Origin of the sequence: Dyadobacter frigoris, from assembly GCF_005280585.1 — a bacterium.
Classification (GTDB): Bacteria; Bacteroidota; Bacteroidia; order Cytophagales; family Spirosomataceae; genus Dyadobacter; species Dyadobacter frigoris.
The window spans coordinates 20,072-46,929 of the sequence record NZ_SZVO01000008.1 but is presented as its reverse complement, the minus strand read 5'-3'; the positions used below and the strand labels follow the sequence as shown (position 1 = coordinate 46,929).

At 39.4% G+C, this 26,858-nt stretch carries 24 protein-coding genes; 14 read left to right on the top strand and 10 right to left on the bottom strand.

Annotated elements, in window-relative coordinates:
• Positions 1–170 precede the first annotated feature (170 nt).
• The 3 genes from FDK13_RS17420 (at position 171) to FDK13_RS17410 (ending at position 2,958) form a co-directional block, all read left to right on the top strand.
• On the top strand, positions 171–1,592 hold the full coding sequence (locus tag FDK13_RS17420; RefSeq protein ID WP_137341292.1) for a Gfo/Idh/MocA family protein: 1,422 nt from the start codon (positions 171–173) through the stop codon (positions 1,590–1,592).
• A gap of 44 nt (positions 1,593–1,636) precedes the next feature.
• On the top strand, positions 1,637–2,383 hold the full coding sequence (locus FDK13_RS17415; RefSeq protein WP_137341291.1) for a glucosamine-6-phosphate deaminase: 747 nt from the start codon (positions 1,637–1,639) through the stop codon (positions 2,381–2,383).
• Between the two features lie 62 nt (positions 2,384–2,445).
• Positions 2,446–2,958 (top strand): hypothetical protein, encoded by a 513-nt coding sequence (locus tag FDK13_RS17410; RefSeq protein ID WP_137341290.1) that lies wholly within the window; start codon positions 2,446–2,448, stop codon positions 2,956–2,958.
• Positions 2,959–3,020: 62 nt separating this feature from the next.
• On the opposite strand, the gene FDK13_RS35455 is transcribed toward FDK13_RS17410, so the two are convergent.
• Positions 3,021–3,194, bottom strand: a complete 174-nt coding sequence (locus tag FDK13_RS35455; RefSeq protein WP_170982830.1) for a hypothetical protein — start codon at positions 3,192–3,194, stop codon at positions 3,021–3,023.
• Positions 3,195–3,280: 86 nt separating this feature from the next.
• Here FDK13_RS35455 and FDK13_RS17405 point away from each other — a divergent pair, with 86 nt between their 5' ends.
• Complete coding sequence (locus FDK13_RS17405) at positions 3,281–4,723, top strand: M20 family peptidase (protein ID WP_137341289.1); 1,443 nt, start codon at positions 3,281–3,283, stop codon at positions 4,721–4,723.
• A gap of 39 nt (positions 4,724–4,762) precedes the next feature.
• Here FDK13_RS17405 and FDK13_RS17400 read toward each other — a convergent pair whose 3' ends face one another.
• A complete protein-coding gene (locus FDK13_RS17400) occupies positions 4,763–5,740 on the bottom strand; it encodes a DUF3078 domain-containing protein (protein ID WP_137341288.1) in 978 nt (325 codons plus the stop codon).
• Positions 5,741–5,997: 257 nt separating this feature from the next.
• Between FDK13_RS17400 and FDK13_RS17395 the strand changes: the two genes are divergently transcribed.
• From FDK13_RS17395 to FDK13_RS17380, 4 genes are all read left to right on the top strand, one after another.
• Positions 5,998–6,831: an ATP-binding cassette domain-containing protein gene (locus FDK13_RS17395; RefSeq protein ID WP_137341287.1), complete on the top strand. Its 834-nt coding sequence runs from the start codon at positions 5,998–6,000 to the stop codon at positions 6,829–6,831.
• Positions 6,832–6,937: 106 nt separating this feature from the next.
• Positions 6,938–7,726 (top strand): hypothetical protein, encoded by a 789-nt coding sequence (locus tag FDK13_RS17390; protein WP_137341286.1) that lies wholly within the window; start codon positions 6,938–6,940, stop codon positions 7,724–7,726.
• An 11-nt stretch (positions 7,727–7,737) separates the two neighbouring features.
• Positions 7,738–8,118, top strand: coding sequence for a GntR family transcriptional regulator (locus FDK13_RS17385; RefSeq protein WP_137341285.1), 381 nt, complete (start codon positions 7,738–7,740; stop codon positions 8,116–8,118).
• Between the two features lie 11 nt (positions 8,119–8,129).
• Positions 8,130–8,807 (top strand): hypothetical protein, encoded by a 678-nt coding sequence (locus tag FDK13_RS17380; protein WP_137341284.1) that lies wholly within the window; start codon positions 8,130–8,132, stop codon positions 8,805–8,807.
• A gap of 177 nt (positions 8,808–8,984) precedes the next feature.
• Here the strand turns inward: FDK13_RS17380 and FDK13_RS17375 are convergent, their stop codons facing one another.
• Positions 8,985–9,314, bottom strand: a complete 330-nt coding sequence (locus FDK13_RS17375) for a hypothetical protein (RefSeq protein WP_229216085.1) — start codon at positions 9,312–9,314, stop codon at positions 8,985–8,987.
• A gap of 509 nt (positions 9,315–9,823) precedes the next feature.
• On the opposite strand from FDK13_RS17375, the gene FDK13_RS17370 reads away from it, so the two are divergent.
• Both FDK13_RS17370 and FDK13_RS17365 read left to right on the top strand, forming a co-directional pair.
• The gene (locus FDK13_RS17370) at positions 9,824–10,519 is read left to right on the top strand and encodes a carbohydrate-binding family 9-like protein (protein WP_229216084.1); all 696 of its coding nucleotides are present in this window, start codon (positions 9,824–9,826) and stop codon (positions 10,517–10,519) included.
• Positions 10,520–10,582: 63 nt separating this feature from the next.
• Positions 10,583–12,433, top strand: a complete 1,851-nt coding sequence (locus FDK13_RS17365) for a hypothetical protein (protein WP_229216083.1) — start codon at positions 10,583–10,585, stop codon at positions 12,431–12,433.
• An 84-nt stretch (positions 12,434–12,517) separates the two neighbouring features.
• On the opposite strand, the gene FDK13_RS17360 is transcribed toward FDK13_RS17365, so the two are convergent.
• The 5 genes from FDK13_RS17360 to FDK13_RS17340 form a co-directional block, all read right to left on the bottom strand.
• A complete protein-coding gene (locus tag FDK13_RS17360; RefSeq protein WP_137341282.1) occupies positions 12,518–14,983 on the bottom strand; it encodes a bifunctional glycoside hydrolase family 9 protein/polysaccharide deacetylase in 2,466 nt (821 codons plus the stop codon).
• Between the two features lie 267 nt (positions 14,984–15,250).
• On the bottom strand, positions 15,251–15,487 hold the full coding sequence (locus FDK13_RS17355; RefSeq protein WP_137341281.1) for a hypothetical protein: 237 nt from the start codon (positions 15,485–15,487) through the stop codon (positions 15,251–15,253).
• A 264-nt stretch (positions 15,488–15,751) separates the two neighbouring features.
• Positions 15,752–16,426: a ribose-5-phosphate isomerase RpiA gene (rpiA, locus tag FDK13_RS17350; protein ID WP_137341280.1), complete on the bottom strand. Its 675-nt coding sequence runs from the start codon at positions 16,424–16,426 to the stop codon at positions 15,752–15,754.
• A gap of 89 nt (positions 16,427–16,515) precedes the next feature.
• Complete coding sequence (locus tag FDK13_RS17345; protein ID WP_137341279.1) at positions 16,516–16,851, bottom strand: hypothetical protein; 336 nt, start codon at positions 16,849–16,851, stop codon at positions 16,516–16,518.
• Positions 16,852–16,946: 95 nt separating this feature from the next.
• Complete coding sequence (locus FDK13_RS17340) at positions 16,947–20,312, bottom strand: chemotaxis protein CheB (RefSeq protein WP_170982829.1); 3,366 nt, start codon at positions 20,310–20,312, stop codon at positions 16,947–16,949.
• 275 nt (positions 20,313–20,587) lie between these two features.
• Between FDK13_RS17340 and FDK13_RS17335 the strand changes: the two genes are divergently transcribed.
• The 3 genes from FDK13_RS17335 (at position 20,588) to FDK13_RS17325 (ending at position 23,949) form a co-directional block, all read left to right on the top strand.
• Entirely contained in the window at positions 20,588–20,995 is a 408-nt protein-coding gene (locus tag FDK13_RS17335; protein ID WP_137341277.1) for a response regulator, read from the top strand.
• 119 nt (positions 20,996–21,114) lie between these two features.
• Entirely contained in the window at positions 21,115–21,993 is an 879-nt protein-coding gene (locus FDK13_RS17330) for a response regulator (RefSeq protein WP_170982828.1), read from the top strand.
• A gap of 870 nt (positions 21,994–22,863) precedes the next feature.
• Positions 22,864–23,949, top strand: coding sequence for an alpha/beta hydrolase family protein (locus FDK13_RS17325; protein WP_137341275.1), 1,086 nt, complete (start codon positions 22,864–22,866; stop codon positions 23,947–23,949).
• On the opposite strand, the gene FDK13_RS17320 is transcribed toward FDK13_RS17325, so the two are convergent.
• Together FDK13_RS17320 and FDK13_RS17315 are read right to left on the bottom strand one after the other, a co-directional pair.
• Complete coding sequence (locus FDK13_RS17320; RefSeq protein ID WP_137341274.1) at positions 23,944–24,144, bottom strand: VOC family protein; 201 nt, start codon at positions 24,142–24,144, stop codon at positions 23,944–23,946. The two genes, FDK13_RS17325 and FDK13_RS17320, sit on opposite strands and share 6 nt — an antisense overlap.
• A 416-nt stretch (positions 24,145–24,560) precedes the next feature.
• Positions 24,561–26,129 (bottom strand): serine hydrolase, encoded by a 1,569-nt coding sequence (locus FDK13_RS17315; protein WP_137341273.1) that lies wholly within the window; start codon positions 26,127–26,129, stop codon positions 24,561–24,563.
• Between the two features lie 255 nt (positions 26,130–26,384).
• Between FDK13_RS17315 and FDK13_RS17310 the strand changes: the two genes are divergently transcribed.
• Complete coding sequence (locus tag FDK13_RS17310; protein ID WP_137341272.1) at positions 26,385–26,852, top strand: hypothetical protein; 468 nt, start codon at positions 26,385–26,387, stop codon at positions 26,850–26,852.
• Positions 26,853–26,858 lie beyond the last annotated feature (6 nt).

Below are 26,858 nucleotides of genomic sequence, written 5' to 3'. Positions count from 1 at the left end.
GGAAATATTTTTTTCGTTTTCTTTTTTATCCGTCCGACGGCGAAAAAAGCCGTCGGACGGGTTGCCTTAATCAAAATTCAGGATAATTTGATCCCTTTGTCTAGTACTTAAATAGTGTTTTTATAGTATTCTTGTATAAACAACTAAACCCACTTTTAACGACCTGGACAATGGACAAACGGAAATTTTTAAAACTGACAGGATTAGGAAGTTTCGGGTTGGTTGGCGCCGGTTTGGAGCCAAGTCATGCGTTGGAGAAAAAAGGATCTGATCATTCTAAGATCCGGCAAACATCTACCAATCCGCACAAGCAGAAATTCAACATGAGTGGTTATGCTGCGCCAAAAATCGATACCGTCCGGATCGGTTATATCGGTCTTGGAAACAGGGGCGGCGGCGCTATTCAGCGTATTGTTTTTTTGGAAAATGTGGAAGTAAAAGCGCTTTGTGATATCCGTCCGGAAAAAGCTGATAATGCCAAAAAGAAATTTGAAGGAACCGGTCACAATCCGACCATTTATTCGGGAAGTGAAGATGCATGGAAAAAGGTATGTGAGCGGGATGATATTGATCTGATTTACATCTGCACGCCATGGAATCTGCACGCCAGCATGGCACTTTACGCGATGGAACATGGAAAACATGTTGCCTGCGAAATTCCAGTTGCCATTACAGTGGATGAATGCTGGAAACTGGTTGAGACTTCCGAGCGTACCAAAAAGCATTGTATGATGCTGGAAAACTGTTGTTACGATTTTTTCGAATTACTGACTTTGAACATGGCCCGTCAGGGATTTTTTGGTGAAATAGTCCATGTCGAAGGTGCATACATTCATGACATTTACGATTCCTTTTTTGATAAAACCACTCGTTATAATTTATGGCGTTTGCGGGAAAATGAGCGAAACGGAAACCTTTATCCAACGCATGGACTTGGACCGGTCGCTCAGGTTTTGGATATAAACCGCGGCGATAAAATGGATTATCTGGTTTCTATGGCCAGTAATGATTTTATGCTTGCCGAAAGAGCATATAAACTGGCTAAGGAGGATCCGGATTTTAAGGAATTTGCAGGAAAATCTTTCCGTGGAAACATGAATACAACAACGATCCGCACGCATAAAGGAAAAACGATCATGATACAGCATGATGTAAGTTCGCCCAGGCCTTATTCCCGCATACACCTAATCAGCGGAACAAAAGGTGCGGCGCAGAAATATCCGCTTCCTGGCCGCATATCGCAAGGGCATGAATGGTTTTCGGAAGAAGAATATAAGGCACTTGAAAAGAAATATGAACCTGAAATTGTTAAAAGAATCGGTGAACTTGCTCAAAAAGTCGGAGGCCATGGAGGCATGGATTTCCTGATGGACTGGCGGTTAATCGATTGTCTGAGAAACGGCCTCGCACTGGATCAGGATGTGTACGATGCAGCTTCATGGAGCGTCATTTCACCACTTACTGAATGGTCGGTGGCTAACCGCTCCGCTCCTATCGATATTCCGGATTTCACATCAGGATCATGGAAAACAAATAAACCTGTTGATATTTCGCTAACTGCGGGCGGCAACACAAAAGTAAAATCCCAATGAAATGATATTAATCTTTGACCTCTCGAATCTCTTTAAAATAACTCATGAAAATCGTCGTCTCCGAAACAAATCCTGAACTTGGATATAAGGCTGGAAAACATGCTGCTGAACTTATTCGTCTGGCCATTGCTGAAAAAGGATTTTCCAACGTTATTTTAGCAACCGGCACAAGTCAGTTTCAGACTTTAAATCAACTCATCACAGAGCAAGGAATTGACTGGTCAAAGGTTACGATGTTTCATCTGGATGAATATATTGGTATGGAAATCACACATCCGGCAAGTTTCAGAAAATATCTGAATGAGCGTTTTCTGGCCAACGTGCCTGCCTTAAAAGATGCTTTTCTAATTAATGGCGAAGAGGATGCAGAGACAGAAACTATAAGACTTGATGGGCTAATTTTTGCACACCCGATTGATGTTGCACTTGTAGGAGTCGGAGAAAACGGCCATCTTGCGTTCAACGATCCGCCGGCAGATTTTGATACTGAAAAACCTTACCTGATCGTAAATCTCGATGAACCTTGCCGCAGGCAGCAAATGAATGAAGGCTGGTTTGCTGCGCTGGATGATGTTCCAAAGCAGGCAATCAGCATGTCGGTCAGACAAATCATGAAATCAAAACATATCATTTGCTCTGTTCCCGATCAGCGAAAAGCTGTTGCAGTAAAAAACAGTCTGGAAAATGAGATCAGTAATTTGTTCCCTGCCAGCATTTTGCAAATTCATCCGGATTGTACTTTTTATCTTGACCAGGCATCGGCAAGTTCACTTTCAAAATCGAAAATTTAATGTTGTCCTAAAAGAAAAATTCCTGTTATTCGTATTATAATTATTCTTATTATAATACCGGGATGAGAAATATTACTTCCAGTGCGTTTAGATATTTGCCTGCTTTAATGCTGGGGCTAATATTTCTTTTAAATGGATGCAAAAAAGATGTTTCTCCACAAGAACCCAATGAAACAGACATAACAGCGCTTGCGAAATTATTTTCTGAAAGAGGATACCAATCCACACTAATTCAGCCGTTCGGAGATACGTTAGTGATAACCTGGACGCCGGAATGGGATAAATCAAAACAACAAGTTAAAAATGATTCAATGGAAACCCTTCTTATTCCATTAATCCCGCAGCTCAAAAATATCAAAACGGGGATCGTCATTACCGACGCACATTTTCTCGGATTTGCCAAATATATCAACATAAAAATAGCCAAAACAACGACCTTTTATCTGGCTGAATACACCACAAATAGTGAAGTAACTGTTGTCAATCCGGATACTTTTTCGGGAATTATGCTATTAAGAAATCTGGAAACGAATAAAACTTTTGTTTACAAATATCTGAATGGAACACAGATTTAGCTTTGTAAGAAGTCTCGTTTTATCGTGCGTATAGCAGGTAAAGTTTTAAAAATTACATTTCTTTATTTTATTAAAACTACATTTTTCATTTCAAAAATTTCATTAAAATCTTCTTTTTTACCAATCTGAAATTCCAAAAATAAATCAGACTTCAAACTTTTTGGACAGACAATAACAACCGTTAAATGACTGATTTTCAATAAATAAAAATAATAAAGAGTAATCTCCTTCAACATTTTAGACCGATTTAGCCAAAAAGCATTAGGTGATTTAAAATAAAAATATCAACTTAAGGTGAAATCAACTATTTTCTGGCGTCATCATGAAGAAAGTACTCCTGTTCCTTGGTATTGCTGTTTTATTATTTATTGCCTTTATTCTTTTCAATACTTTTACATTCAAAAGCAAACAGCTTTCCGCACCGGAAAAGCCGTCTTTTGCAGCCTCTGATTCTTCCGTATCCAGATTACAGCAGGCCATCACTTATCAGACAGTTTCCTTCGAAGATTCAAGCAAACTGGACAGCAGTGCCTTTCTTGGTTTTCATACATTTCTGATGAAATCTTTTCCAACTATTTTTAAAACCGTAACAGTCGAAAAAGTCCTTAAATACAGTCTTTTGTTACATTGGAAAGGAAAATCGTCTGCAGGAAGTCCGTTGGTAATGATGGCGCACCAGGACGTGGTACCGATTGAGGAGGTAACGATAAAAAAATGGGATGCCGCACCTTTCGCCGGCACGCTAAAAAATGGCTTTGTATATGGCAGAGGAACTATTGATGACAAAGGAAGTTTAATGGCACTTTTGGAAGGCGTTGAAGCATTGATGCGTGAAGGATTTGTACCCGAAAATGACATTTATATCGCCATGGGTCACGACGAGGAAGTTGGTGGAAAAGGAGCCCGAGCGATTGCCGATCTTTTTAAAGCACGAAATATAAAGCCGGGTGTTGTGGTTGACGAAGGCGGAATTATAACGAAAACTAAAATACCCGGACTAACCAGACCAGCTGCCATAGTAGGTATTGCTGAAAAAGGTTATGTTACGCTGGATTTGCAGATCAATATTCCAGGCGGCCATTCGTCGATGCCTGAAAAAGAAACGGCCATAGATGAGTTGGCAAAAGCGGTGGTTAAACTGAAAGATAATCCATTCCCTGAGGAAATGGGTTATGTGCTCAATTCCTTTCTTGATTACGTTGGCCCTGAAATGTCCTTTGTCAACAAAATGGCCATGGCGAACAGGTCTATTTTCAAGCCTTTGATATTCAATGCTTATAAAAATTCTGCGGCTGGAAATGCGATGATCAGAACGACTACGGCTACAACTATTTTAAAAGCTGGAATCAAGGATAATGTGGTTCCCGGCCAGGCCAATGCTACTGTGAATTTCCGGACTCAGCCAGGCACGACCCGGGAAGACGTGATTGCCTATGTGAAAAAAGTAATTGGAAATGACAAAGTGGAAATAACGGCAAGACCTGTTGGCTCAAATCCAAAACAAGTTGCAGACGTAAATCACGCTAGTTTTACGCACATGCAGAACACCATAAACGGCTGGGACAGCAAACTGATTGTTACACCTTATCTCGTTTTAGGTGCTACGGACAGCAAGTCTTTCAGTGAATTAACACAACAAATTTTCAGGTTCATCCCATTCACAGATCCGGAAGGTTTTCATGGTGTTAATGAGCGGATCAATGCTGAGGATTATAAAAAAGGAATCGGGTTTTATTATCAGTATCTGAAATATTATAAGTTTTAAATACCGACAAATTCTAAGAATTCCCAAAAGAACCGCCTTTCAAAACGAATATAAAAAACCGATATTCAATCCCTGTGCCAACTGAATGTTGGCGCTTTGGTCTTCATTATAAACCAGAATAGCACTTAAATTGACATTCATGTATTTGTTCAGTTTTGCTGTCAGCGAAGCATCCAGGCGACTGTCTATTTTGGACGGGTCAGCAAGGCTGGAATATAGCTGATAGCGAAATTTCAGATTCATCTGTTTGGCGATATCCTTGTTATAGTTCGCTACAATCTGCATCAGGGCTAACTCATAGTGAATGCGTCTTCCGATCGCTACACCATAGTTGTTCTGGTTCGGAGTGTTTACATACAAATTTTTATCCCAGACAAAAGTCTGCCGGAATGCTCCCGGCGCGAAATCCAGGAAAAAATAATCCACCGGTTTGTATTCCATTCCAATCGACTGCGTGAAATAAGCCGGTGCAGCAAATCTGGAAACTTTTCGTTTGATCATAACAGAATCCGCATTCAAGGAATAGTCAAATCCGCCGGCAAACTGTGACTGGAAATTAATATTGGCAAATAGCGCACACTTAGAACTTACGTCCCGGTTATATTTTGTATCAAAAAAGATCCGGTCCATATTTTTCCGGCTCCCCTGCCCTTCGTTTTTGGCAAAACCATATTGCGTTTGAAGATCATTCCGCCAGGAATTTTTTCCTTTTTTCTTCTCAAAAAGTGCATTGAAAAGTACACCAATTCCTATGGAACTTACCCCGCCACCAGTCCATTGCGGACTAAAACTTCCCTGATTAAAGTTGGCTCCCAGCTCCATTTTATGCCAGCTGGTATCCTTCTCAACTTTTAATCTTGCAGCATTCAGGCCATTAGACAAATCAATCAGTTTGCTGAAATCATATGGAGCCTGACCCTTAACAGGATTAAAGCACAGCGGGAACAGGAAAAAAATGATACCAACTTTAAAATTTCTCTTACTTGAATTCAAAAATAACGCTGAAAAATAATTCATTTCGAAAGGGTAACCTGGAAAACTAAAAAAGATAGTGGTTTTATCAAAAAAGCATCAGGAAACATCCTGTGGCTTATTTTTCACAAAAGTACACGCGTTAATAACTCATCCAAATCAATTTTATTCTAACCGAAAGAAAAATTTGTTGAACAATTAATTTTTTTAACAAAAAATAACGTCGCTCATATTGACAATACAAATTTAACACATTATCTTCGTTAGTGTATTACTTAACTATAACACTAAATAATCAAGCCATGATTAATCTCGACCACGTTTCCTTTGGATACAGTAAACAAAAAAAGTTATTTACAGATCTTTCACTAAAACTCCATCCGGGACATATTTATGGGTTACTCGGAAAAAACGGTGCCGGGAAATCAAGTTTACTCCGTAATATGGCGGGACTGCTTTTTCCTTTGGAAGGAACCATCGAAGTTTCGGGGCGAGAACCAAGAAAACGTGAACCGGCATTTTTACAGGATATTTTTTTCCTTCCGGAAGAAATTTATCTTCCGTCAGTGACAATGGAGAAATATCTGGAAACGTTATCGCCATTTTATCCAAAATTCGATAAAAATCAGTTTATGGGTTACATCGCCGAGTTTGATATTCCGGAAGGGAATAAACTTACGGGTATGTCATATGGACAGAAGAAAAAAGTATTGATCGCCTTTGCACTTGCTACCAATACAAAAGTGCTGATCATGGACGAGCCCACGAACGGACTCGATATTCCATCAAAAAGCCAGTTCAGAAAAGTAGTTTCCAATGTGCTCGATGCTGAACGGCTTATCCTGATATCCACACATCAGGTAAGAGATCTTGACAACCTGATCGATTCAATCATCATTATAGAAGATAGTAAAATTTTGATACAGCATAGTCTGGATGTGGTGGCCGAACGACTTTGTTTTGGAACCTTATCAAATGTTGATTACGATCAGCGAGTTATATATTCAGAGCCTTCATTAAGAGGATACAACGCCGTTTTTGAAAATTCAGAACAAATGGATAGCCGTGTTGACCTGGAACAATTGTTCAATGCTGTCATGGAAAATCCTGCCCGTATCAAATCAATTTTTAATTAAAGGCTATGAAACTAGTATTCATCTTCCTTATAACTTTCTTGCTTTTCCTTATCAGATACACATTTCCGGCCATTCTTCCGATCCACTTATTATCATACTTTATACTATGAATCAGACATTTGACTTTCACCGTTTCGGCTTAATGCTTAAACTGGATTTAGCCGAAAAAGGGAAAAACAATCTTGGTATGGCTGCTTTGCTTGTTGTAGTACTTTTACTTTTGATGCTCCCGGTAGCAACTTCCAGTACGTACAACGGCATTTTTGAAGCACTGCATTACATTGCACTTTTCATGATTTTACTTCTGGGAAGCAGCCTTTATACCAGCAGCGTATTTACTTCATACGCCTCGCCGTCAACCGGAATGGCAGCACTTATGATACCAGCCTCAACAATAGAAAAATTTCTAAGTGCATTATTTCTTAATCTACTTTTTATAATACCGTTTCTACTGTTTTTTCTGGAACTGCATTTCTTGACTTTGAATTATGCAAATGAGAATTTCCCTCCCAATAGTCATAAATACGATCCTTTGCCTAATGATTTGATCCAATATATCTGCTATTCATATGCACTCATACAGGGCTCCATTTTTCTTGGTTCCATATATTTTACGAAAGCCTCTTATATTAAATCAGCCGCAGCTGATATCGCAATTTATTTTATACTTGTGATGTTCCAGGTGACTCTGGCTACAAACATGACGGGTGATTTTGACAAAGTTGTTACATTTCCTTTCGCGGGATGGAAACTCTGGGATTTTGGTAAAGACTCCAAATTTTTCTTCGTGAATTATCCCGACAACTTTCAGCTTTTAATATACATTTTTCCTGCGCTGATTCTTTTAAGCCTTTGGTTTATAACGTATCTGCGTCTGAAAGAGAAAGAAATTTAACAATTCGACACATGGAATTTAAAGATAAACAATCCATTTACCTCCAAATTGCGGACTATATCTGCGAGCAGATATTGCTTGGAAAATGGCCAGCCGGGCAGCGTATTGCGTCTGTAAGGGATTTGGCGGGCATGATGGAAGTAAATCCGAATACGGTCATGCGGGCCTATGAATTTTTGCAAAATAAGGAAATCATTTTTACAAAAAGAGGCATTGGATACTCGGCAGAAGAACAGGCAAATGAACGGATACGTGCCTACCGGAAAGAGAGATTTCTGGAAAGTGAGCTTCCTGATTTTTTCCGGACACTTTACATGCTTAACATCAGTATGGATGAAGTTTCGGAACGTTATACCAAATTTATTGCAGACACCTATCCTGTCATCAAATAACTCTTAAAATCATGAAACATAGTAATATTTTAATTATCGGTTTACTTGCGATAATACTTCTTTTTGTGGCAGGTTCAAATCTGGTGCTGAAAGCTGAATTTGAGAAAATTGATCAGAAAGATCCGTTTTCCGGATATAAAAGAGAAATACTCAAACCATTTAGTTATGTAAAAATCAATGGCAAACAAGTTGGTGTAACGCAAATTCAGCCTGGCGCTGCTTTTCAAATCCATTATATCACTGACAGAAAAATGCTGGATTGGAAAATAAATGGTGATACCCTGGAACTAACGCATAAGGCAATATCTGATGAAGCCGCGGATCGCTATTTCGATTTCGACTCGAAACCGGCCATATATATTAGCGCACCGAAGTTATCCGGAGTTGATGTGTCTAATACAGTTAACATTATAAAAGGCTGGAAAACAACGGATTTTATTTTAAATCAAAAAGGAAAATCCACGCTTCTGACTGAGAATTCAATCAGTAATTTGTCAGCGAGACTTAATTCCGGCGGATATCTGTTGATCAATGGAAAGAATAAAATCGGGAAATCAAATATCCTGGTAAAAGACAGCAGTGAGTTGAGTTCGGATAAAGACGTTTTCAATTCCTTTGAGGTCAGTGTGGATAGCTTGGCGAAGATTAAGTTGCCTGGGAGTTTGTATAAAAAGATCACTAAACTGTAAATCCGGTTCAACGTCCAGGCAGAAGTTATTTTGCCTGGACAGCTGGCAATTCAGTAGCTCGTTGTAAAGCCTGATTTCAAATTAATTAAATTCCAAAACACAAATAAATATCCCCGGCAGACGTCAGGGATATTTAGGACACTACTATCCACAAAATATGATTTGAATATTCAAAAATTATTCAAATTCCAGTTTTACTTTTTCGTTTAATTTCATAATCCGCGTTGCCAGCGCGACACATTCCTGAGCTGACATCTGATCTATGGTATTCGTCACTGCGTTCACAACCACTTTACCATCCTGATCAAGTTTCGGACCTTTTTGTTTGATCTGCTCAGTAATATTCTCCCATTCCTGGCCCAAGGCCTCAGAAAAATATTTAGGTGGGATAATATTGAAATAACCTGCCTGGGATTTTAGCGATTGCTTCAAATGGCTGGCATTTGTTGTCAGACCGGCTACAAGCTTCGAAAGCTCAATATGCACGAAGATATTTGACTTATTCATGATCATTAACGTGAGGGTAATTGTATACATAAAGTTACTTGAAAAACTCCAAATACCTAAATCTGAGTAAAAATAAATTAAAATTCGATTCTTTTATCCAACTTAATGTAAAATTAATTCTAGCAACTAATTTTACACGTTAATCAGGCCAAATATTCTCTTCCCGGCACCTGTGTTGAAATTATCACCTTCTTTATAATTCTTAAACCTTTTAATGTAATATATAAAATGAGGAAGGTAAAAAGTTGAAATTCCATTCACAATTTTGGTTTGATGGCGGTATATTGCCAGCCTTAAATCACTCTTTTTTACTGATCTTGAAAAATTTTAATTTAGTCACCGAAAAAAACAGGTTTCATTTTTTTAACCACCTTAAATTAGAAATTACTTCTGTTGTTATACTTACGGGAAGTTTATTTATTCCTGATTGTTCTTTTTCCCAAACAGCTAATCCTCCCAAAACTTATGTTTGCTACCAAACCAGCCATGAGATTATCATTGATGGTAAAATGGATGAACAGTCTTGGAAAAAGGCAGACTGGACTTCTTCATTTGTAGATATTGAGGGAGAAAAGAAACCCTTGCCTCTCCAAAATACGCAGGTAAAAATGCTTTGGGACAATAAGTATCTTTATATAGCGGCCGTGATTGATGAAGAACACATCTGGGCTTATCAGAATAAAAAAGATCAGATCGTTTATCTGGAAAATGATTTTGAAGTATTTATTGATCCTGACAATGACACCGACAATTATTACGAACTGGAAATAAATGCTTTGAATAATTCTTTTGACCTTTTTCTTCCAAAACCTTACAAACACGGCGGCCAACCTGTGCTCACCTGGGACATCAAAAATTTAAGATCCGCAGTATCGATTGAGGGTACTGTTAACAACGGAACGGATAAGGATAAACGCTGGACGCTGGAAATCGCAATTCCTTTTAAATCTTTAAGTACTGAAAATGTTGCATTTGTGAAGCCTGAACCTGAAAAGATATGGCGTATCAATTTTTCCCGCGTTAACTGGCAACACAAAATTGACGAAAACGGGAAATATGCCCGCAAGAAAAACCCTGAAACCGGAAAAACTTTGCCGGAATACAATTGGGTCTGGTCTCCACAGGGCGTTATTAATATGCACGTTCCGGAATATTGGGGATTTCTCCAGTTTAACAGACAAAAAATTGGAAAAAGAAAACGTTGATAGTCCAAATAAAACGCAAAGCTGTACTTATAACAACATCATTCAATCCTAAATCTGAACCTCTTGAAATATTTATTCCCAACGCTGATGTTACTTGTTTCGACCCATTTTTCCATATTTGGTCAAACGGGAAGTGTGCATGAACCTGTTCGTTATGTCGGCGGACAAACGGTTGACCCAAGCCTTCATGAAGGACGGCTCCGCTATGCCGTCGGAACTGAAAACCGGCAAACCATGCGAGCAAACCGGACGCACCCCGAATATGCCGACGGACAAGGCTGGACTTATAATCACGCTTCCAATATTTGTTACTGGAACGGTACTTTTTTCCAGCATTATCTCAGCAATCCCGTTGATGAACACGTAGCGCCAGGACAAACCCTGGTTTTAACTTCGAAAGACGGGAGAAACTGGAACAAACCGCAGGTTGTATTTCCACCCTATCAGGCTCCTGCGGGTGTTAAAATCCCAGATGGTTATAAGGGTTATATGATGCATCAGCGCATGGGATTTTATGTTGCTCCAAACGGACGTTTACTGGTTTTAGGTTTTTATGGACATACGGAAGACCCGTTTAAAAAAGGCGGAATTGGCAGGGTTGCCAGAGAAGTTTATAAAGATGGCACTTTTGGCCCGATTTACTTTATCCGTTACACAAGTGATGCAAACTGGAATGAATCCAATACCAGTTATCCGTTTTATAAGAAATCTTCGGATGCCGGGTTTGTGGCTTCCTGTGATGCACTTTTAAGGGATCAGCTTATGACTTTTCAATGGCACGATGAAGACAGTGGAGCCGACGGATTTTATAATAACAAGAAAGCCGGGAGCGCTCTATCCTATTATCACCGGAAAGATGGAAAAGTAGTAGCGCTTTGGAAAAAATCATTAACAGCGATTTCGTCCGATGAAGGAAAAACGTTTTCTGATCCCGTAAAAGTACCTACTTTTTTGATGTCCGGGGGAAAACAATGGGGACAAAAAACAGAAGACGGCCGCTACGCGATCAGCTACAATCCTATTGAACAAACCCAATACCGCTTTCCGCTGGTGGTAGTGACGGGCGAGGATGGAATTGTTTATGACAACATGCTTCTGGTACAGGGAGAATTACCGCCACGCCGTTTCAGCGGGAGGTGGAAAGATTTCGGGCCATGTTACATGCGAGGTATTGAAGAAGGAAATGGAAATCCGCCTGGTAATGACATGTGGTTAAGTTATAGTATGAATAAAGAGGACATCTGGATCGGTCGGATTCCGGTTCCTGTTAAATATGCTGTTAAAGGAGCTGTCACAGACAATTTCGACCAGCTGGTAATTGGTGGAATTATACCTGACTGGAATATTTATGCACCCGTGTGGGCTACTCCTTCTATTACAATAAGTCCGGAAAAAACGGGAAATGCCATTCAGCTTCTGGACAAAGATTTATATGATTACGCCAGGGCTATCCGTGTTTTTGAAGAAGGAACAAATGTGAGTACATCTCTTAAAATTTATGCCGGTCCAGCCAACACCGGAAAACTGGAAATTGACTTAACCGACCAGTTCGGAAATCGTCCAGTACGTATTTGCTTTGATGAAAAGGGAAATATTGCAGCAACGGACGGAAGTACTGAAAAAATTGTTCAGCCGTATCAAAAAGCTAAATGGTACAGTTTGGAAATTAGGACGGAAGCAAATTTGAAAGGGCAATATTCTTTATATATAGATGGGAAAAAAGTGCTTGAAAAAGCGCAGCTTGCCGAAGCTGTCAAATCTATCGAACGACTATCATTACGTACCGGCACTTATCGGAATCTTCCAAACCGCCTGACGCCAAATGAAACAAATGATCCGCCTTTGGCCGGAGCAGATGAAACAGTTGATCCTACTATTTTTTATGTTGATGATGTGGTGATAAAATCTTTGTAAAATCGAAAATAAGTTTTTTCAGATTTATTATTGGCAGTCAATTTTCTGTATAATTATTATCCGGAGAAAACTGACTGCCAAACGCTATAAAAGCATTTCATCGATTTTCACAAACTGATATCCGCGGTGTTTTAAATCTATAATCAGCTTCGGTAAATAATTATAAAATTTGTCCTTACGCCTGGGATCCGTCCCGATATGAATGAGCAGCAAAAAGCCATTGAGACCTGTTGCAGATTGTTGTTCAAAATCAAAAACGGATTTGTAAATAGTTTCGCTATCAACATAACGTTTTCCCATTTCCGGATAAGTATAATCTGCACTGCTGCGTGTGCCGGGCGAAAAGTTAACGAGTTTCAAACCAAGCTCCCGGCTCCATTCCGCAATAGAATCATTGTACCATTCATAAGGCGGCAAAAAGTATCCGGCTTCTGATTTAGTAATATTGAGTTTTTTCAACTCGTTCAATGAATTTGACAAATCGGTTTCAAATTCCTTTTTCGTTACCAAAAGGCTATCCCGTTTTTGCCAGTCGCAGTAAAGCAAATGTTTATCAGAATGCGATCCGAGATAATTTCCGTTTTTTTGAAGTTTTGCTATTATTGGTTGAAATCCCTTCGTACGATAAAAATTTCCGGTCAGGAAAAACGATCCCTTAATATTTTGCTTCTTTAAAGTTTCAGAAATAAACTCACCACCCTCGCCATATTCATCGCCGGTAAAAACCAAAGCAATTTTTTTCTTCGTCTGATCTCCACGAATAATTGCTCCATGCGATTTTTCAGGTAATTTTCGGGAATTTCCTGATTTCGATTCGTGCTGTTTCGCAGCGAGTAAATAAATAAGAGAAGCTGTACCATCCATCGTGGGTTCATTGGTACTGTAATCTCCAAAATCGTCATGATACACTACATAATCCGATTGAAAATCAGCATATTGATCTTCTTTTTCCAATTTTAATCCTTTCAGATTTCTAAAAATACTTCCATAAACCGGTCCGTCAACTAAACCTCCGTCCAGCGGATATTGGTTTAACAAAGCAAGTGAAGAATGAGGAAACCTGGGCGTATCACCATGGGCCGGCAGACCGTAAACCATACTTTTCCCCCATGGATTACAGCCAAACAACCAGTCAAAGCAGGCTTGTTCAAGCTCTTCATATTTTTTATCGCCACTTATTTCCCGATACAGATAACACTGAATAGCAAAAGAAGTTGTCAGGTTATTGGAACACCAGATAAAGGGTATTCCTCTGAAAAAACCATTTTCAGAAGCTTTCTTCCATACTTTTTCAATTCCTTCCCGATAGTATGCAATTAATTCGGTTTTGCTTTTTCCAACCGTTTTTTTTGCCAGTTCGTAATGACCAAAATTATGGAACGGATACCACTGGTAGTGCCTCGCCGTATCCGCACCCATCCAGGGCGTAATTTTTTCCTCGGTGCTATAAGTCAATGATTGGTCAAGATACTTTTTCTCGCCCGTCAGTTGGTACAACGCAGCCGAACCCAATTCCATGTCATCGGTCCAGTTATCTTCTTCATAAAAATACGGGCTCCGGTTTGGAGCCGTCTGCGCTACTCCCGGCTTATCCAGACCTAGCTGGTAAGCTGATAGCGATTTATCCTGCAACGTATGCGCCAATGACGAATCTGTTTTTTGATAAATGGACGAACCTAATGCAAAAGCACTGGCAAACTTACCGGCAATGGAAGCCACTCCTGTCGATTTGTTTTTATATTTTCCCAAGCCCTGCGGTTGTCCCGTTGCAAAATAAACAGGGCGTCCTTTCCCGGGCCCTACACCATAATTTGCAGAATCTTTTGTAGGCAATCTGAAACCCACATGATCGCGGTCATCAGCCAGTTGGTTGAAGAGCCAGTCTTTACGCGGATGCATCTTTAAAAGCCAGTCGAGCCCCCAGCGCGCTTCGTCCAGTACATCGGCCGTTCCGTTTTTCCCGGCCAACCCGTTTGTCAGATGCCGATCAGAAAATGCTTCTGGAAAATCACGATACGCGGCCAGCAAATGATAAGTTGCATTGGCAGAAGTAGTGGCATATTGCAGGTAATCCGTAGCATCGTGCCAGCCTCCCGACACGTCGATTCTGGTAGTATCCGGCATTGGACCATACATGGTATAACCATCGGTGGTATGGCAGGAATCTTTCAGGAAAGGATTAAAGCCACTTCTTTGCTGCCGCATATAACGAAGCCCAAAATCAGCTGCACCGGCATAAACATCATTTCCGATTTCAAAAACCGGAGAAATAGCCTCTCCGCATTTTAGATAATAACTTCCCGCAGTTTTTACGCCGCTAAAATTAAGGCGTAAGAGCCGACTAAAAGGTCCATACTTGCCAAAACTTTTTCCAACCTTACCCGAAAAAATAACTTTTGAAGTTTTAGAATTTACGAGTTGAAATATTGCTGGCAACATTTCAGTTTTAGTAGCCCAAACCGCCACTTTACTTCCTATTGGTAAATATCCAAGCTGATTAATACGGATCCAGGAAGTAACCGGATCATTTGTCTTGAATGAACTTGCCATCAGCAAAACACCGAATAACAAAAAAAAACTGCACCTAAATCTTACCACTTCATATCTTCGGTTAAAATCTAACAGAATTTTCCAGAAGTCCTGTTGGCAAGATTTCTGGAAAATGTTATAAAATCGAAGATACTTAAAATTTCAAATATTTGAGGTCGTGCCGACTTTTGAAATAATATAATAGTTACTGATATACATACAAAAACAATAACTATATACTATATACGCATAGATATAATTGCTTTCACCAAGAAATTTGCGCAATCACTAAACTAAAACAATACTGCTGGGAATTGCTTCTTCACCGCCGTGATCGTTGGAATATTCCAATGCCAGCTTTTTGCCGGATTCGTCAGCTTCTTCCAGTAATTCAAAAACTTTTCTTTCTCCCACCATCAAAAGTGCCTGAAAAAGTACATTGGCGTATTGACAATCTTCACTTCCTACGCCATTTTCTCTGGCCAGGTCGTTGTACTTACCGAATAGATCTTTACCTTTTCCCATAACTTTAAAAGATTCGCAGTATCTTGTTTTTTTTACAATTTAATGATAATCTATAATTAATCAATTAGTTCGTACTTTTCTTACTGACATTTTTTTTAGATTTAACAATATCTAAAATGAGAAAAATAACGGTCGGGAATGAGTGAAAAATATACAAAAAAAATTCTGATAGCTATTAAACAGGTTTCATTAAATTCAGACCTTACCGTCAACAGAAATTTGTCTGTTGACGGCAAGGATATATTAGATTCGCCTTACTGAATTTCAGGAAAAAGTCACAGTAGAATCCCCATTTCCCATAATTACTACGCTCGCCAGATTTATAAATAAACCATGTTCGACAACGCCTGTGATCGCATGAAGTTTGTCTGATAATGTCGCAGGATCCGCGATCAGGCCAAAATCTGTATCAATGATGTAATTGCCTTCTTCGGTAATCAGCGGTTTGTCGCCAGTCATCCGGATTTTACCAATGCCATTTAGCAATTCCAGTTGTTTGGTTACATAACCGGAAGCGTAAGGAATCACTTCAACAGGAACTGTAAATTTCCCTAACAATTCTACCTTTTTGGAAGAATCTGCGATGATAATTTCCTGTTTTGTTAAAGAAGCAACTACTTTTTCCTTTAACAGAAAACTTCCTCCGCCTTTTATAAGGTTAAGATCGGCCGTAAATTCATCAGCTCCGTCGATGGTAATGTCTATGGAGTCAACATCGCTGATATCTATCAACGGAATATTAAGCGATATGGCAAGTTCTTTTGATTTATCCGAGGTTGGAACTCCTTGTATTTTCAAACCATTTTTGACTCTTTCTCCAATTTCCATTATGGCGAAAGTAGCCGATGAGCCCGATCCCAAACCTACAATCTGATTATCGGAAAGAAGTTTTACCGCTTCTTTGGCTGCAAGTTTTTTCTCATTTACAAAATCTCTCATGGTCGTGCTTAAAATCTGTCTATCCGGAATTACGGTAAAAAAACCGTTCACTTTTCTGGACTACAAGTATAGACTTTTTTATTGAAAATTCAGGGGAATTCGAATTCAAGCCTCACTTTTTCCCCCAAATTGATAATACGCATCGCCACCGCTACACATTCCTGGGACGACATTTGGTTAATGGTATTGATTACAGAATTGATAACAACTTTACCATTTTCATCAAGTTTCGGACCTTTCTGCTTAATAAGCGCAATAATTTTTTCCCATTCGGGACATAATGCATCTGAAAAATATTTTGCCGGAATGATATTAAAATAACCCGCCTGAGATTTCAGATAATCTTTGGATAAAAGAACGTTGGTAGTCAGGCAGGCTACAAGTTTTGAAAGTTCAATGTGAACGAAAATATTTGATTTATTCACGATGTTGATATTAGAGGGTATTTATGAAATAAAGTTACGACAAAATCAGAAACATAAGTTTCCGGTCAGATTAACTTTTCATAAAAACCCTGCAATTAAGATTTATCCAACTGAACGGTGTTGAATTGCTGTGTCGGTAAAATAATATGAAACGCGGCTCCGACATGCTCCTTCGCTTCCACGTAAATTTCGCCGTGATGATTCTCGATAATCTTTTTAGTCAGAGCAAGGCCAATTCCTGTTCCCTGATATTTGGCTGGCTGATTGAGGCGCTGAAAAATCGTAAAAATCTGCTCACCATATTTCTGGTCAAAACCGATGCCGTTATCCTTAAAAATAATTTCACAATATTTCATTTTGCTATTAAGTCCCGGGTGCTTTCTGGTTTCTTTTTCAGAAAGTGAATGAATGGAAATGTGGATCACCGGAGGTACGTCATCCAAAGAAAATTTCAGTGCATTACTGATCAGGTTATAAAACAACTGGTTCATCTGCAAAGGAATAGCTTCAATAATTGGCAGTGTATCACTTGTTATCTTTGCTTTTTTCTGATCAATCAGTAACTCAAAATCATTCAGGATATCTTTTAAAGTTTCATCCAGATCCGTTGGTGCAAAAAGGATATCGTGGTTGATTAAATAAGAATAATTCAATAAATCCTGGATAAGCCTGCTCATGCGCGTGGATGCGCCTTCGATTTTCTCAAGGTAAGAACTCACTTCCTCCGAAAATTCATTTTTATGCTTGGCCTGCAAACGATTTGAAAAAGTCACGATTTTACGCAGCGGCTCCTGCAAATCATGGCTGGCTGCATGAGCAAATTGTTCCAGCTGCATATTGGTTTGTACAAGATCGGCAGTCCGTTCCTTCACCTTGGTTTCCAGTTCGTCCGAGAAGTTTTTGAGATTCAGCTCCGTCGTTTTCCTTTCGGTAATATCCTCAATAGCAAGCAATATCAGTTTCTCAGCCGTATTTTCATTCACAATCTGTCTGGCGTTCAGCAGCATTGTCCTTTCCCCAAGCGAAGGAAAGTTCAGGATTATTTCAAAATCTTCCAGCCTGGTTTTCTCAGGAAGAATTTTTTCAAGCAATGCGCGAAGCACCTGGTCGTCCCATTGGTTGTCCTGCAATTCATAGAAAAGCTTATTCTCCGTATCTTTTTCACTAAAATTGAATTTTTTGTAAAAGGAAGTATTCGCCGTTTTGACACGGAGGTTCTTATCCAGAATAATAAGCGGCTCCCGGATGGTAGTAACAATGGCCTCAGAATATAAGCGGGCCGTACTCAGCTGTTCCTGCTTGTCCAGTAATTCCTGATTCAAAATTACAAGTTCTTCGTTGCTCGACTGCAACTCTTCTCTTGATGTTTCCAGCTCTTCGTTCAGGCTTTGCATTTCTTCACTGCTGCTTTGGAGTTCTTCACTTGCCGTTTGAAGTTCTTCATTGGCAGCTTCCTGCTCTTCCGTAATACTGCGCATGTCTTCCCGTGTCTGGGCCAGTTCATTTTCGAGGTGTTCAATCTTCAACTGAGAAGCCGTGCCTTCCGAACCGGGCACCTGCCCTGCCGGAAATAATTCCGGCAGCGGGGTTTTCTCAAAAACGACAAGAAAATGAGGTTCAACCGTATTGATCAGCGGGATAATGTCAATAGTTACCAGTTGCTGTCTCCCGTTAATTTTGGACGGAATCCCTTCCTTAATGACCTGTGCATTGTTAAATTTAGCTTTGTATAACGCATTTCGCAGTTCAAAGCCCAATCCTTCACGGGCCATTTTAAATATATTATATGTAGGTTTCCCCGGCGACGGTTCCAGAAAAGGTGTAATGATCCCGTGAATGTGGACAATGTCCATCTGATCATTTACAATTACACTTGCCGGCGTATATTTGGATAGTAAAATTGCTTCGGCAGTTTTCCTGAATCCTGTAAGCGGAATGTCTGCTTTTGCTGCTTTTAAATCTTTTTTCACAACCTGCTCATCTTTTCGTTCGGTTGCAACGTGCATAAAGCGGCCTGGTACTGACTTACGCGTATAAATCTTCAGGTTTCTGATAAATACGCTGAAAGATTCAGAAACTACACCCGGGGTTTCTGATTTGCCCAGCATCAAAAATCCGTTTTTCTGGAGAGAATAATGAAACGTATTCAGTGCCTTTTTCTGTAAAAAGCCGTTCATATAAATCAGCACATTCCGGCAGCTTATCAAATCGATTTTGGCAAAGGGAGGGTCTTTCAAAAAATTCTGAATGGCAAATACACACATATCCCTTATGCTTTTGTTGATCAGATATCCTCCATTACTTTCTATAAAATATTTTCTCAGCCTTTCTTCCGAAAGCATATGTACTTCTGATTTGCTATATTTCCCTTCCCTGGCCTTACGAATGGCAATTTCAGAAATATCAGAAGCAAATATCTGAATGCGCTGATCCCTGATCTTATCCCCTAAAAATTCACAAAGACAAATGGCCATCGTAAAAGCTTCCTGTCCCGTGGAACATCCAGCCACCCATATACGAATTGCTTCTCCTGCTGCTTTGTTTTTAAATAAAACCGGTAAAACCTTTTCTGATAAGGCATCAAAAGTGAGCGGATCACGAAAGAAAGAGGTAACAGGAATTAATAAATCCTGAAACAGAGCCTGCTGCTCTGTTTTGTCGGCACGCAAAATCTTTAAATATTCCGTTATATTTTCAGCTTTGGCATTTAACATTCTTCTTGCGATGCGCCTCCGAATGGTTGTCTGCTTATAATAGGTAAAGTCTACATTACTTTGCTGCTGGAGCAACGCTAAAACCTGCCTGTAAACAGTATCATCTTTCCAGGTTTCTTCATCGATATCGGCCTCTTCTTTTCTTACCACTGCAATCTGTAAGAGTTTGTCGGGCATTTCTCCGGGAGCCATTACAAAATCCACAACACCTGCATTAACAGCACTTTCCGGCATTTCACCATAAGCAGCGGATTTCTGATCCTGCGCAAAAGTCATTCCGCCGTGTTCCTTTATGGCTTCCAGGCCCATACTTCCATCCGAGCCGGTTCCCGACAATACGATCCCTACTGCCAGCTCTTTATGCACAGCCGCCAGTGACGAAAAGAAAACATCAATCGCCTGATTCTTTTTTATTTTTTCACGCGGTTCAAGTTTGAGCACACCGTCGAAAGTCGTAAGAATTTTATTGGCCGGAATAACATAAATATTATCCGGAGCCAAATGAATGTCATCCGTAATTTCATTAACAGGTATGTCTGTCACCTTATCCAGGATTTCCGGAAGTAAACTCTCGTGTGACGGGCTCAGATGCTGCACGAGCACATAGGCCATTCCGGACTTTTCAGGTATAGCCTTCAGGAATTGTTTGAAAGCATCAAGCCCTCCCGCAGACGCTCCAATGCCTATTACCGGGAAATTTTGTATAGTGGCTGATGGCTGGATATTATTTTTTTTGGTTGGTACCATGGCTGTAGGAAACATAAAGATAGGAAAATGTATGTCAAAGAAGCCCATTTTTGTTTTTTACAGCTGGTTTTATAAAGTCAGTCCCAGGTTTATTCCCATATTTACCAATATGAGACAGAATAAATTTCAGGAAAAAGTAGGTATATTAATCAATTATCAACCGCAAAAAGGTGCCCTGACAGAACTCTTCCATTCATTAAGCAGGTCAAACAAAAACTGATATTTACCAATAGTTGTAGAATAAGTTGCTTAACTTGCCATAAACCCGATCAAAAATGACGAATGCACTAACATTTATGATTGTGGATGATGATGCAGATGATTGTGAATTTTTTTGTGAGGCAATCAGCGAAATCAATCCATTATCTAAGTGCCTGACAGCCAGCAACGGCGAAGATGCTCTAATGAAATTGCGAGGCCTGATAGAGCCTTTGCCGGATTTTATCTTTCTCGATTTGAATATGCAGCGTATGGACGGGCGCAAATGCCTGGCCGAATTGAAAAAAGATTCAACACTGAAAAATATTCCGGTGATTATCCTCTCCACTTCTTCTTCGCAAAAAGATATTGATGATACAAAAATGCTCGGGGCGTCCTATTACATGACCAAACCATCCGAATATCAAAAACTGCGTAAAGAAATTGCTTTTGTAATGACACAGAACTGGTCAGGGCATTCCTGAATTGACAGCTGATTCATTTATAGAAATCTCACCTCACAAGTTCTCTGTAGTTGGAAATATTGCCGAAATTCTTTTATCTGAACAAAGGCATTTACTAAGCGCTTCAAATGATTACCGGAATGAAAAATACCAAGACTATTTATCTCGTAGATGATGACGATGACGACCGGATGCTGATTCGCGAAGCCATTGAAAGTATTGTAAAGGACGTCGAGATTGTAGAGGTAATGGATGGGCAGGAATTACTTGAACTTATTGCGCAAACTGATATAGAAAAAGATCTTTCATTGATTTTGATGGATATGAATATGCCCCGTATGAGTGGTATAGAATCTCTTTCCATTCTAAAATCCGACCTTTCACTTCGTCATATTCCGGTGGTGATGATTTCCACTACTTCCAACAATGAATTAATCAGACAGGCTTACAACAAGGGAATTAACGCCTACATTACCAAACCAGTATCGATTCAGGAGTATAATCACCTGGCAGAAGCGATCAACGTTTGTTTTCTCAGCAACTATCCAACACTCCATCCGGTTCCGCTTAGCAAGAATTTTACTACACAACAGATTTTGATTGTTGAGGATAATCATGATCATTGGGAGCTGATGAAATTTGTTTTAAACAACAGTATGCCCAATATTAAATTAACAAGAACCGAAGACGAGGAAAATACGCTATTTTTTTTATCAACATTACTAAAAAATTCACAGCCTCTGCCTGAATTAGTTTTACTGGACTTATACATGCCCAACCGTGATAACGGATTACAAATACTGACAGCCATCAGAAATTTCTTTGCAGCAAACCGATTGATGACGATTCCCATTATTGTGGTCAGTGCTTCTGATCATATTGATGATATCAAAGATTCCTATCGTAACAATGCCAATGGCTACATGGTAAAATCTCCTGATCTGGAAAATTCATTGGCCTATTTTCATGAATTGGCTTATTTCTGGAAATCGGCGATTACTTTGCCAAAAAAAGTTTAAGCGAAGATTTAAAAAAATGTAAAAATGTCAATTTTTTACCACAAAATGACATTTTACTTAGAAAAGTATCTGTTGTTTTACATCTCAATTCTTTTTACCTTTTCAAGATCGTTTAATCTATAAAAATTTTTCTACAAAAAAATCGAAGTATCGCTACGAAATCATATATATTTTTGCCTTACTTTTGAATTAATATACTCATTACCTGTTTCCGAAGCTGACAAAGCTCTATACACATATCTAATACCCCTCCAATACAATGTGTAGCCGGTGACGCTATTTCTTACAAAATACAGATTTCCAACACACAGCAAACGATACGATCGCGCTATATATTTTAGATATTTATCAGCGTATGGGAAGGTTTTAAAAAGACCTGTTTACCCTTCTTCTTTCAGATTATACCCTCCTGATTACCGGGAGGGTATTTTTGAATACGAATTTCTTGTTTTCCAATCAGTTGGCTCACTGTCAACTGATTGGAACTTCCAAAACTCGTTAACTATTCATTTCTGATTAAATACAAACGATAATTGAATCACCTAATAATAAAATAAATCTGTTGGGTCAAAAACTGAGAACGAAACAGAAAATAATACCCGGTATTAAGTACGTAATAGTGCATGTGTGAAATGTACAGAGGGTGGCTTACTTAATAAGTTAAATAAGTGTGTGTACAGCCCCCGGAAAAATTTGACACGCATAAACTGTCATTCTTCTTATTGTCAAAACTAATAGTCGGGGAAGAAACTGTTTGTAGAGTCAGAGATTAGATTTTGTAGAAATATTTCCATTTTACTTTTATTCCAAATTAGATTATAATAGAGTTCATACTATATGTATTGGTTCGATAAAAACTGGTTCAAAATCATGTCCGTAAAATCCTGGTTTCAGATAAAACACCTACTTTGGTTAGTAATCCTGCTTCTGACATTTCAGTTAAAAACTGTAAATGGACAATCTCCTGTATATTTTCCGGAGTCAAAGGTTGAGCAGGATTTCAGAAATTTGTTAGCAAGGCCTGCTGCAACTCCACAACCCTATTCCGTCACTTCCATTACTGATTCTGTATTCATTGAAAAAGGATATTTTCATTCAGAAGCCAAAGAAAAAGTACCGTTTTTGATTAATAAACCCGTTTTTTCAAAACTTAAAAAATTACCCGTGATTATTGTCCTGCATGGTACCGGAGGAAGTAAAGACGATAAGGATATTAAAGATTTACTATACCATTTTTCAAAACTGGGTTTTATGGCCATTGCCATTGACGCCAGGTTTCATGGAGAAAGAGCCGGAACAGATAACAAAAACAACCGGCGTTACACAGAAGCGATTATTGAAGCCTGGGAGAATAAAGATCCAAAAAAGCAAACGCACCCGTTTTTCTTTGATACCGTGTATGATCTGTGGAAACTTACTGATTATCTGCTGACAAGAAGTGATGTTGAGCCCTCACGGATTGGTATGACCGGGATTTCCATGGGTGGTATTGAAACCTGGATGGCGGCTTCTGTCGACAAGAGAATCAAAGTGGCGGTTCCAATAATTGCTGCACAAAGTTTTAAATGGTCACTGGAAAATAATCGCTGGCAGGGACGCGCCGGAACGATCCGGGCTGTACACGAAAAAGCAGCGAAAGATCTGGGGGATACAGCTGTGAATACTGAAAATGTAAAAGCGCTCTGGAATAAAATACTTCCGGGCATTCTGGATGAATTTGACTGTCCTTCAATGATCAGGCTTTTTGCTCCAAGGCCACTACTCCTGCTCAGTAATGCTGAGGACCAGAACTGTCCGCTACCGGGTGCCGAAATTGCTTTTAATGCTGCAAAGGATGCTTATCGATCAAAAAATGCATCTGCAAAATTAAAAATCAATATTACTCCCAATGAACCCCACCGGTTCCTTCCTCAACATTTAAAACTGACTTCTGAATGGTTTGTTCAATGGCTATAAATAATTGCTGATTTCAATAAGATTGCCGTCGGGATCACGAATATAAACGGATAACAATTTCCCTAATGCACCTGTCCGCCCGATAGGCCTTCCAAATTGTTCTGTTTCCATCCCCAGTACATTTTCATAAAATTCACAAGTAACCGCAAGATTAGCTGCTGTTAAAACCAAATGGTCAAGTCTGTCTGTTTTCATGGGTTGTTGAAATATATGTTTTGGTTGAACCTTATATTTCATTAACTATCGTGATAGCTTTTATACATATTGATGTTACAGTATCTTACCTTCCTTTTGAAAAAAATCAGGCCTGATTTGTCTAATCGCTTTTCGCAGAGGTTTCTCTCAGCATGAAAATTGATCGTCTGACGTACCTGATGACTTTTTATTAGTGTTACTTGCGCTAGCCGGGGTTTTCCCAGTTCCTTGCTTCCTACTTTTCCCACTACTGTCGGCGACCAAACCTCGTTTTAGATTATTGGAAAGCGTCGCACTCTAGCCACAAGCCGCGCCAGACAAAATCAAAAGAAACAGTCCGGCACGCATGATTAAATTTTTCATGGGCTCGTTGATAAAATACGTTTTGGTAAGGATTAATATTGATAAGATTTGGTTTACTTGTCTACCCGCTTCAGGTCCAGATCCTGAAAGTCAAAACTAAAATCAGTAAGCGGTGAAATCGGCTCCATTTTTATAGATGCCGGCTTACCATCCTTATCCGTTTGAAAATACAAATAGGCATCTGCATCAAAACTACGCCTGTCCCATTTGACGATGAATGTATTATTCTTGAAAAACAAAACCTCACCGCTAAGCTTAGGTGCACGTTTGGCATCAAACCTGAACTTGCCGTTTCTTTCACTTAAAACTACATCCCCAAACCAATTGTCGCGATAGGTCCCGGCAAAAGATTTGTAATTTACCTTAACAGTATTTTTCTTTTGCTCAGCAGCAATCTCCGTCCAGATACTATTGGTTATGGAGTCTGCCTCCATAAAACCAGCCTTCACTCTTTCAGAATAAATCCTGACCCGATCGGTAGCCGGAATATCCAGATAGCTATCCTTGATCGTATTACTGATAGCAGAAAATGCCGCGCCCGATTGCTGATTAGTAAAGACAATAATCCCTAATTGAAGTTCTGGCAACAATGTTACCTGAGTCACCATTCCCGCCAGCCCTCCGGTATGCGTAACCTGTTTATAACCCTTAACGTCACTTAAAAACCAACCCAGACCATACGCACTGAAATGAGTGTTATAAGGCGCTGAGGTATTTGTGGGAATAATTGTCTGCGGAGACCACATTTCCTGATGTGCTTTTTTACTGAAAATTTGTTTTCCAAGGCCCTCTCCATATTTCCCGCCGTTCATTTGCATGATAATCCATTTGCTCATATCTGCCACGCTGGAATTAATTCCACCTGCCGAATTACCAAATCGGAAAACATCCCTGGGAATCACCTGTACTTTTCCGTTAACCGGCGCATGGGTGTCAACGGCGTTGGATTTATCCTTTACCCGAATCCAGGTGCCTGCGCTGTTATTCATTTGTAAAGGTTTCATGATGCGCTCTTCCACAAATTCCTCATAACTTTTACCGCTAACACGCTCAATTACTTCCCCGGCCACCATATACAACAGATTGTCATAGTCGTATTTTGTCCTGAAACCGGAAACGGGTTTCAAATAGCGAAGGTTATAAATAATATCCTTCATGGTGAAATCCGAAGAATCCGGCCAGAACATAAGATCACCCGCGCCAAGCCCGAGTCCGCTCCTGTGTGTGAGCAAATCCCTGATCGTAAATTCCTCGGTAACATAACCGTTGTACATCCGGAATTCAGGAATGTAATCAATCACTTTATCATCCCATTTTAATTTTCCCTCGTCCATTAAAATACCCAACGAAGCAGCCGTGAAAGCTTTGCTATTTGATGCAATACCAAACAATGTATTTTCGTCCACTTTTTCCTTTGTTTTCAAAGAACGGACGCCGTAACCTTTTGAATGGATAACTTTCCCGTCCTTCACAACGGCTACTGCAATGCCTGGAACGTCAAATGCTGTCAATGTTTTTTCAACCAGCTCATCAATTTGTTTTGAAGTGACAGGCTGTGCTGTTGCGTTGAGATAACTGCAAAAAATAAGACTGATTAAAAGGAGTGTAGAATAAATTTTCATGAGATAAGGTTCGATTTTATTGCCATCTTTTTCATTCGCAATATAGATAATCCCGTTGTCAAACTGAATTATACACTATAATTCGGGCCGGTTACCAATCCTGCTCATGTAAAATTGTTAAAATCCTGAAAATATGCCGAATTACCTTTGAAAACTGAACATTAATTTCAGTCGTTATAGTCATAAATAAGTTTTGGAACCTTATATTTGTTACTATCGAAAACCCTGTAAAAATCCCTCAAACATTAGCTTGTTATGTACAATCTTTTGATTTTAGAAAGTGATTCCATTTTTAAGATTGGAATAGCGAACCGGTTAGAAAAAGAGAACAAACACATCACAATTGAGACGGCTGCCAGCATTAGCAAAGTCTTCCAAAAGTCGCTTTTCATGGCAAGTGAACAGAAAGACGGTTATGATTTATTCATTGTTTCTGTAAACAAACAGGAGGATGATGTTATTTCATTTATCCAATATGTGATCCGTAACAAACCGGAACTGCCGATACTGATTTTTTCCTATGAAACTAATGATTCCTTGTTAAAACAAGGGATTAATTGCAAACAAAATCTGGGCAGATATATCAAAAAAGTTTCCTGCTGGCAGGATATTCAGCAGGAAGTTAAAAAGCTGCTGGCCGATCCGGTAATACTTTCTTCGTCTTCAACAAGGGAAATTAATACAGATTTCACCCTGCCGAGCCGCAGAGTTAGTGACATTTGATACTGG

Coding starts and splice junctions, on each gene's coding strand:
- FDK13_RS17370 (WP_229216084.1), top strand. CDS start 9,824: ATGGATGAACAGTCTTGGAAAAAGGCAGACTGGACTTCTTCATTTGTA.
- FDK13_RS17405 (WP_137341289.1), top strand. CDS start 3,281: ATGAAGAAAGTACTCCTGTTCCTTGGTATTGCTGTTTTATTATTTATT.
- FDK13_RS17320 (WP_137341274.1), bottom strand. CDS start 24,144: ATGAAAACAGACAGACTTGACCATTTGGTTTTAACAGCAGCTAATCTT.
- FDK13_RS17360 (WP_137341282.1), bottom strand. CDS start 14,983: ATGGCAAGTTCATTCAAGACAAATGATCCGGTTACTTCCTGGATCCGT.
- FDK13_RS17375 (WP_229216085.1), bottom strand. CDS start 9,314: ATGAATAAGTCAAATATCTTCGTGCATATTGAGCTTTCGAAGCTTGTA.
- FDK13_RS17380 (WP_137341284.1), top strand. CDS start 8,130: ATGAAACATAGTAATATTTTAATTATCGGTTTACTTGCGATAATACTT.
- FDK13_RS17385 (WP_137341285.1), top strand. CDS start 7,738: ATGGAATTTAAAGATAAACAATCCATTTACCTCCAAATTGCGGACTAT.
- FDK13_RS17420 (WP_137341292.1), top strand. CDS start 171: ATGGACAAACGGAAATTTTTAAAACTGACAGGATTAGGAAGTTTCGGG.
- FDK13_RS17335 (WP_137341277.1), top strand. CDS start 20,588: ATGACGAATGCACTAACATTTATGATTGTGGATGATGATGCAGATGAT.
- FDK13_RS17410 (WP_137341290.1), top strand. CDS start 2,446: ATGAGAAATATTACTTCCAGTGCGTTTAGATATTTGCCTGCTTTAATG.
- FDK13_RS35455 (WP_170982830.1), bottom strand. CDS start 3,194: ATGTTGAAGGAGATTACTCTTTATTATTTTTATTTATTGAAAATCAGT.
- FDK13_RS17315 (WP_137341273.1), bottom strand. CDS start 26,129: ATGAAAATTTATTCTACACTCCTTTTAATCAGTCTTATTTTTTGCAGT.
- FDK13_RS17395 (WP_137341287.1), top strand. CDS start 5,998: ATGATTAATCTCGACCACGTTTCCTTTGGATACAGTAAACAAAAAAAG.
- FDK13_RS17400 (WP_137341288.1), bottom strand. CDS start 5,740: ATGAATTATTTTTCAGCGTTATTTTTGAATTCAAGTAAGAGAAATTTT.
- FDK13_RS17355 (WP_137341281.1), bottom strand. CDS start 15,487: ATGGGAAAAGGTAAAGATCTATTCGGTAAGTACAACGACCTGGCCAGA.
- FDK13_RS17340 (WP_170982829.1), bottom strand. CDS start 20,312: ATGGTACCAACCAAAAAAAATAATATCCAGCCATCAGCCACTATACAA.
- rpiA (WP_137341280.1), bottom strand. CDS start 16,426: ATGAGAGATTTTGTAAATGAGAAAAAACTTGCAGCCAAAGAAGCGGTA.
- FDK13_RS17310 (WP_137341272.1), top strand. CDS start 26,385: ATGTACAATCTTTTGATTTTAGAAAGTGATTCCATTTTTAAGATTGGA.
- FDK13_RS17330 (WP_170982828.1), top strand. CDS start 21,115: ATGAAAAATACCAAGACTATTTATCTCGTAGATGATGACGATGACGAC.
- FDK13_RS17390 (WP_137341286.1), top strand. CDS start 6,938: ATGAATCAGACATTTGACTTTCACCGTTTCGGCTTAATGCTTAAACTG.
- FDK13_RS17325 (WP_137341275.1), top strand. CDS start 22,864: ATGTCCGTAAAATCCTGGTTTCAGATAAAACACCTACTTTGGTTAGTA.
- FDK13_RS17415 (WP_137341291.1), top strand. CDS start 1,637: ATGAAAATCGTCGTCTCCGAAACAAATCCTGAACTTGGATATAAGGCT.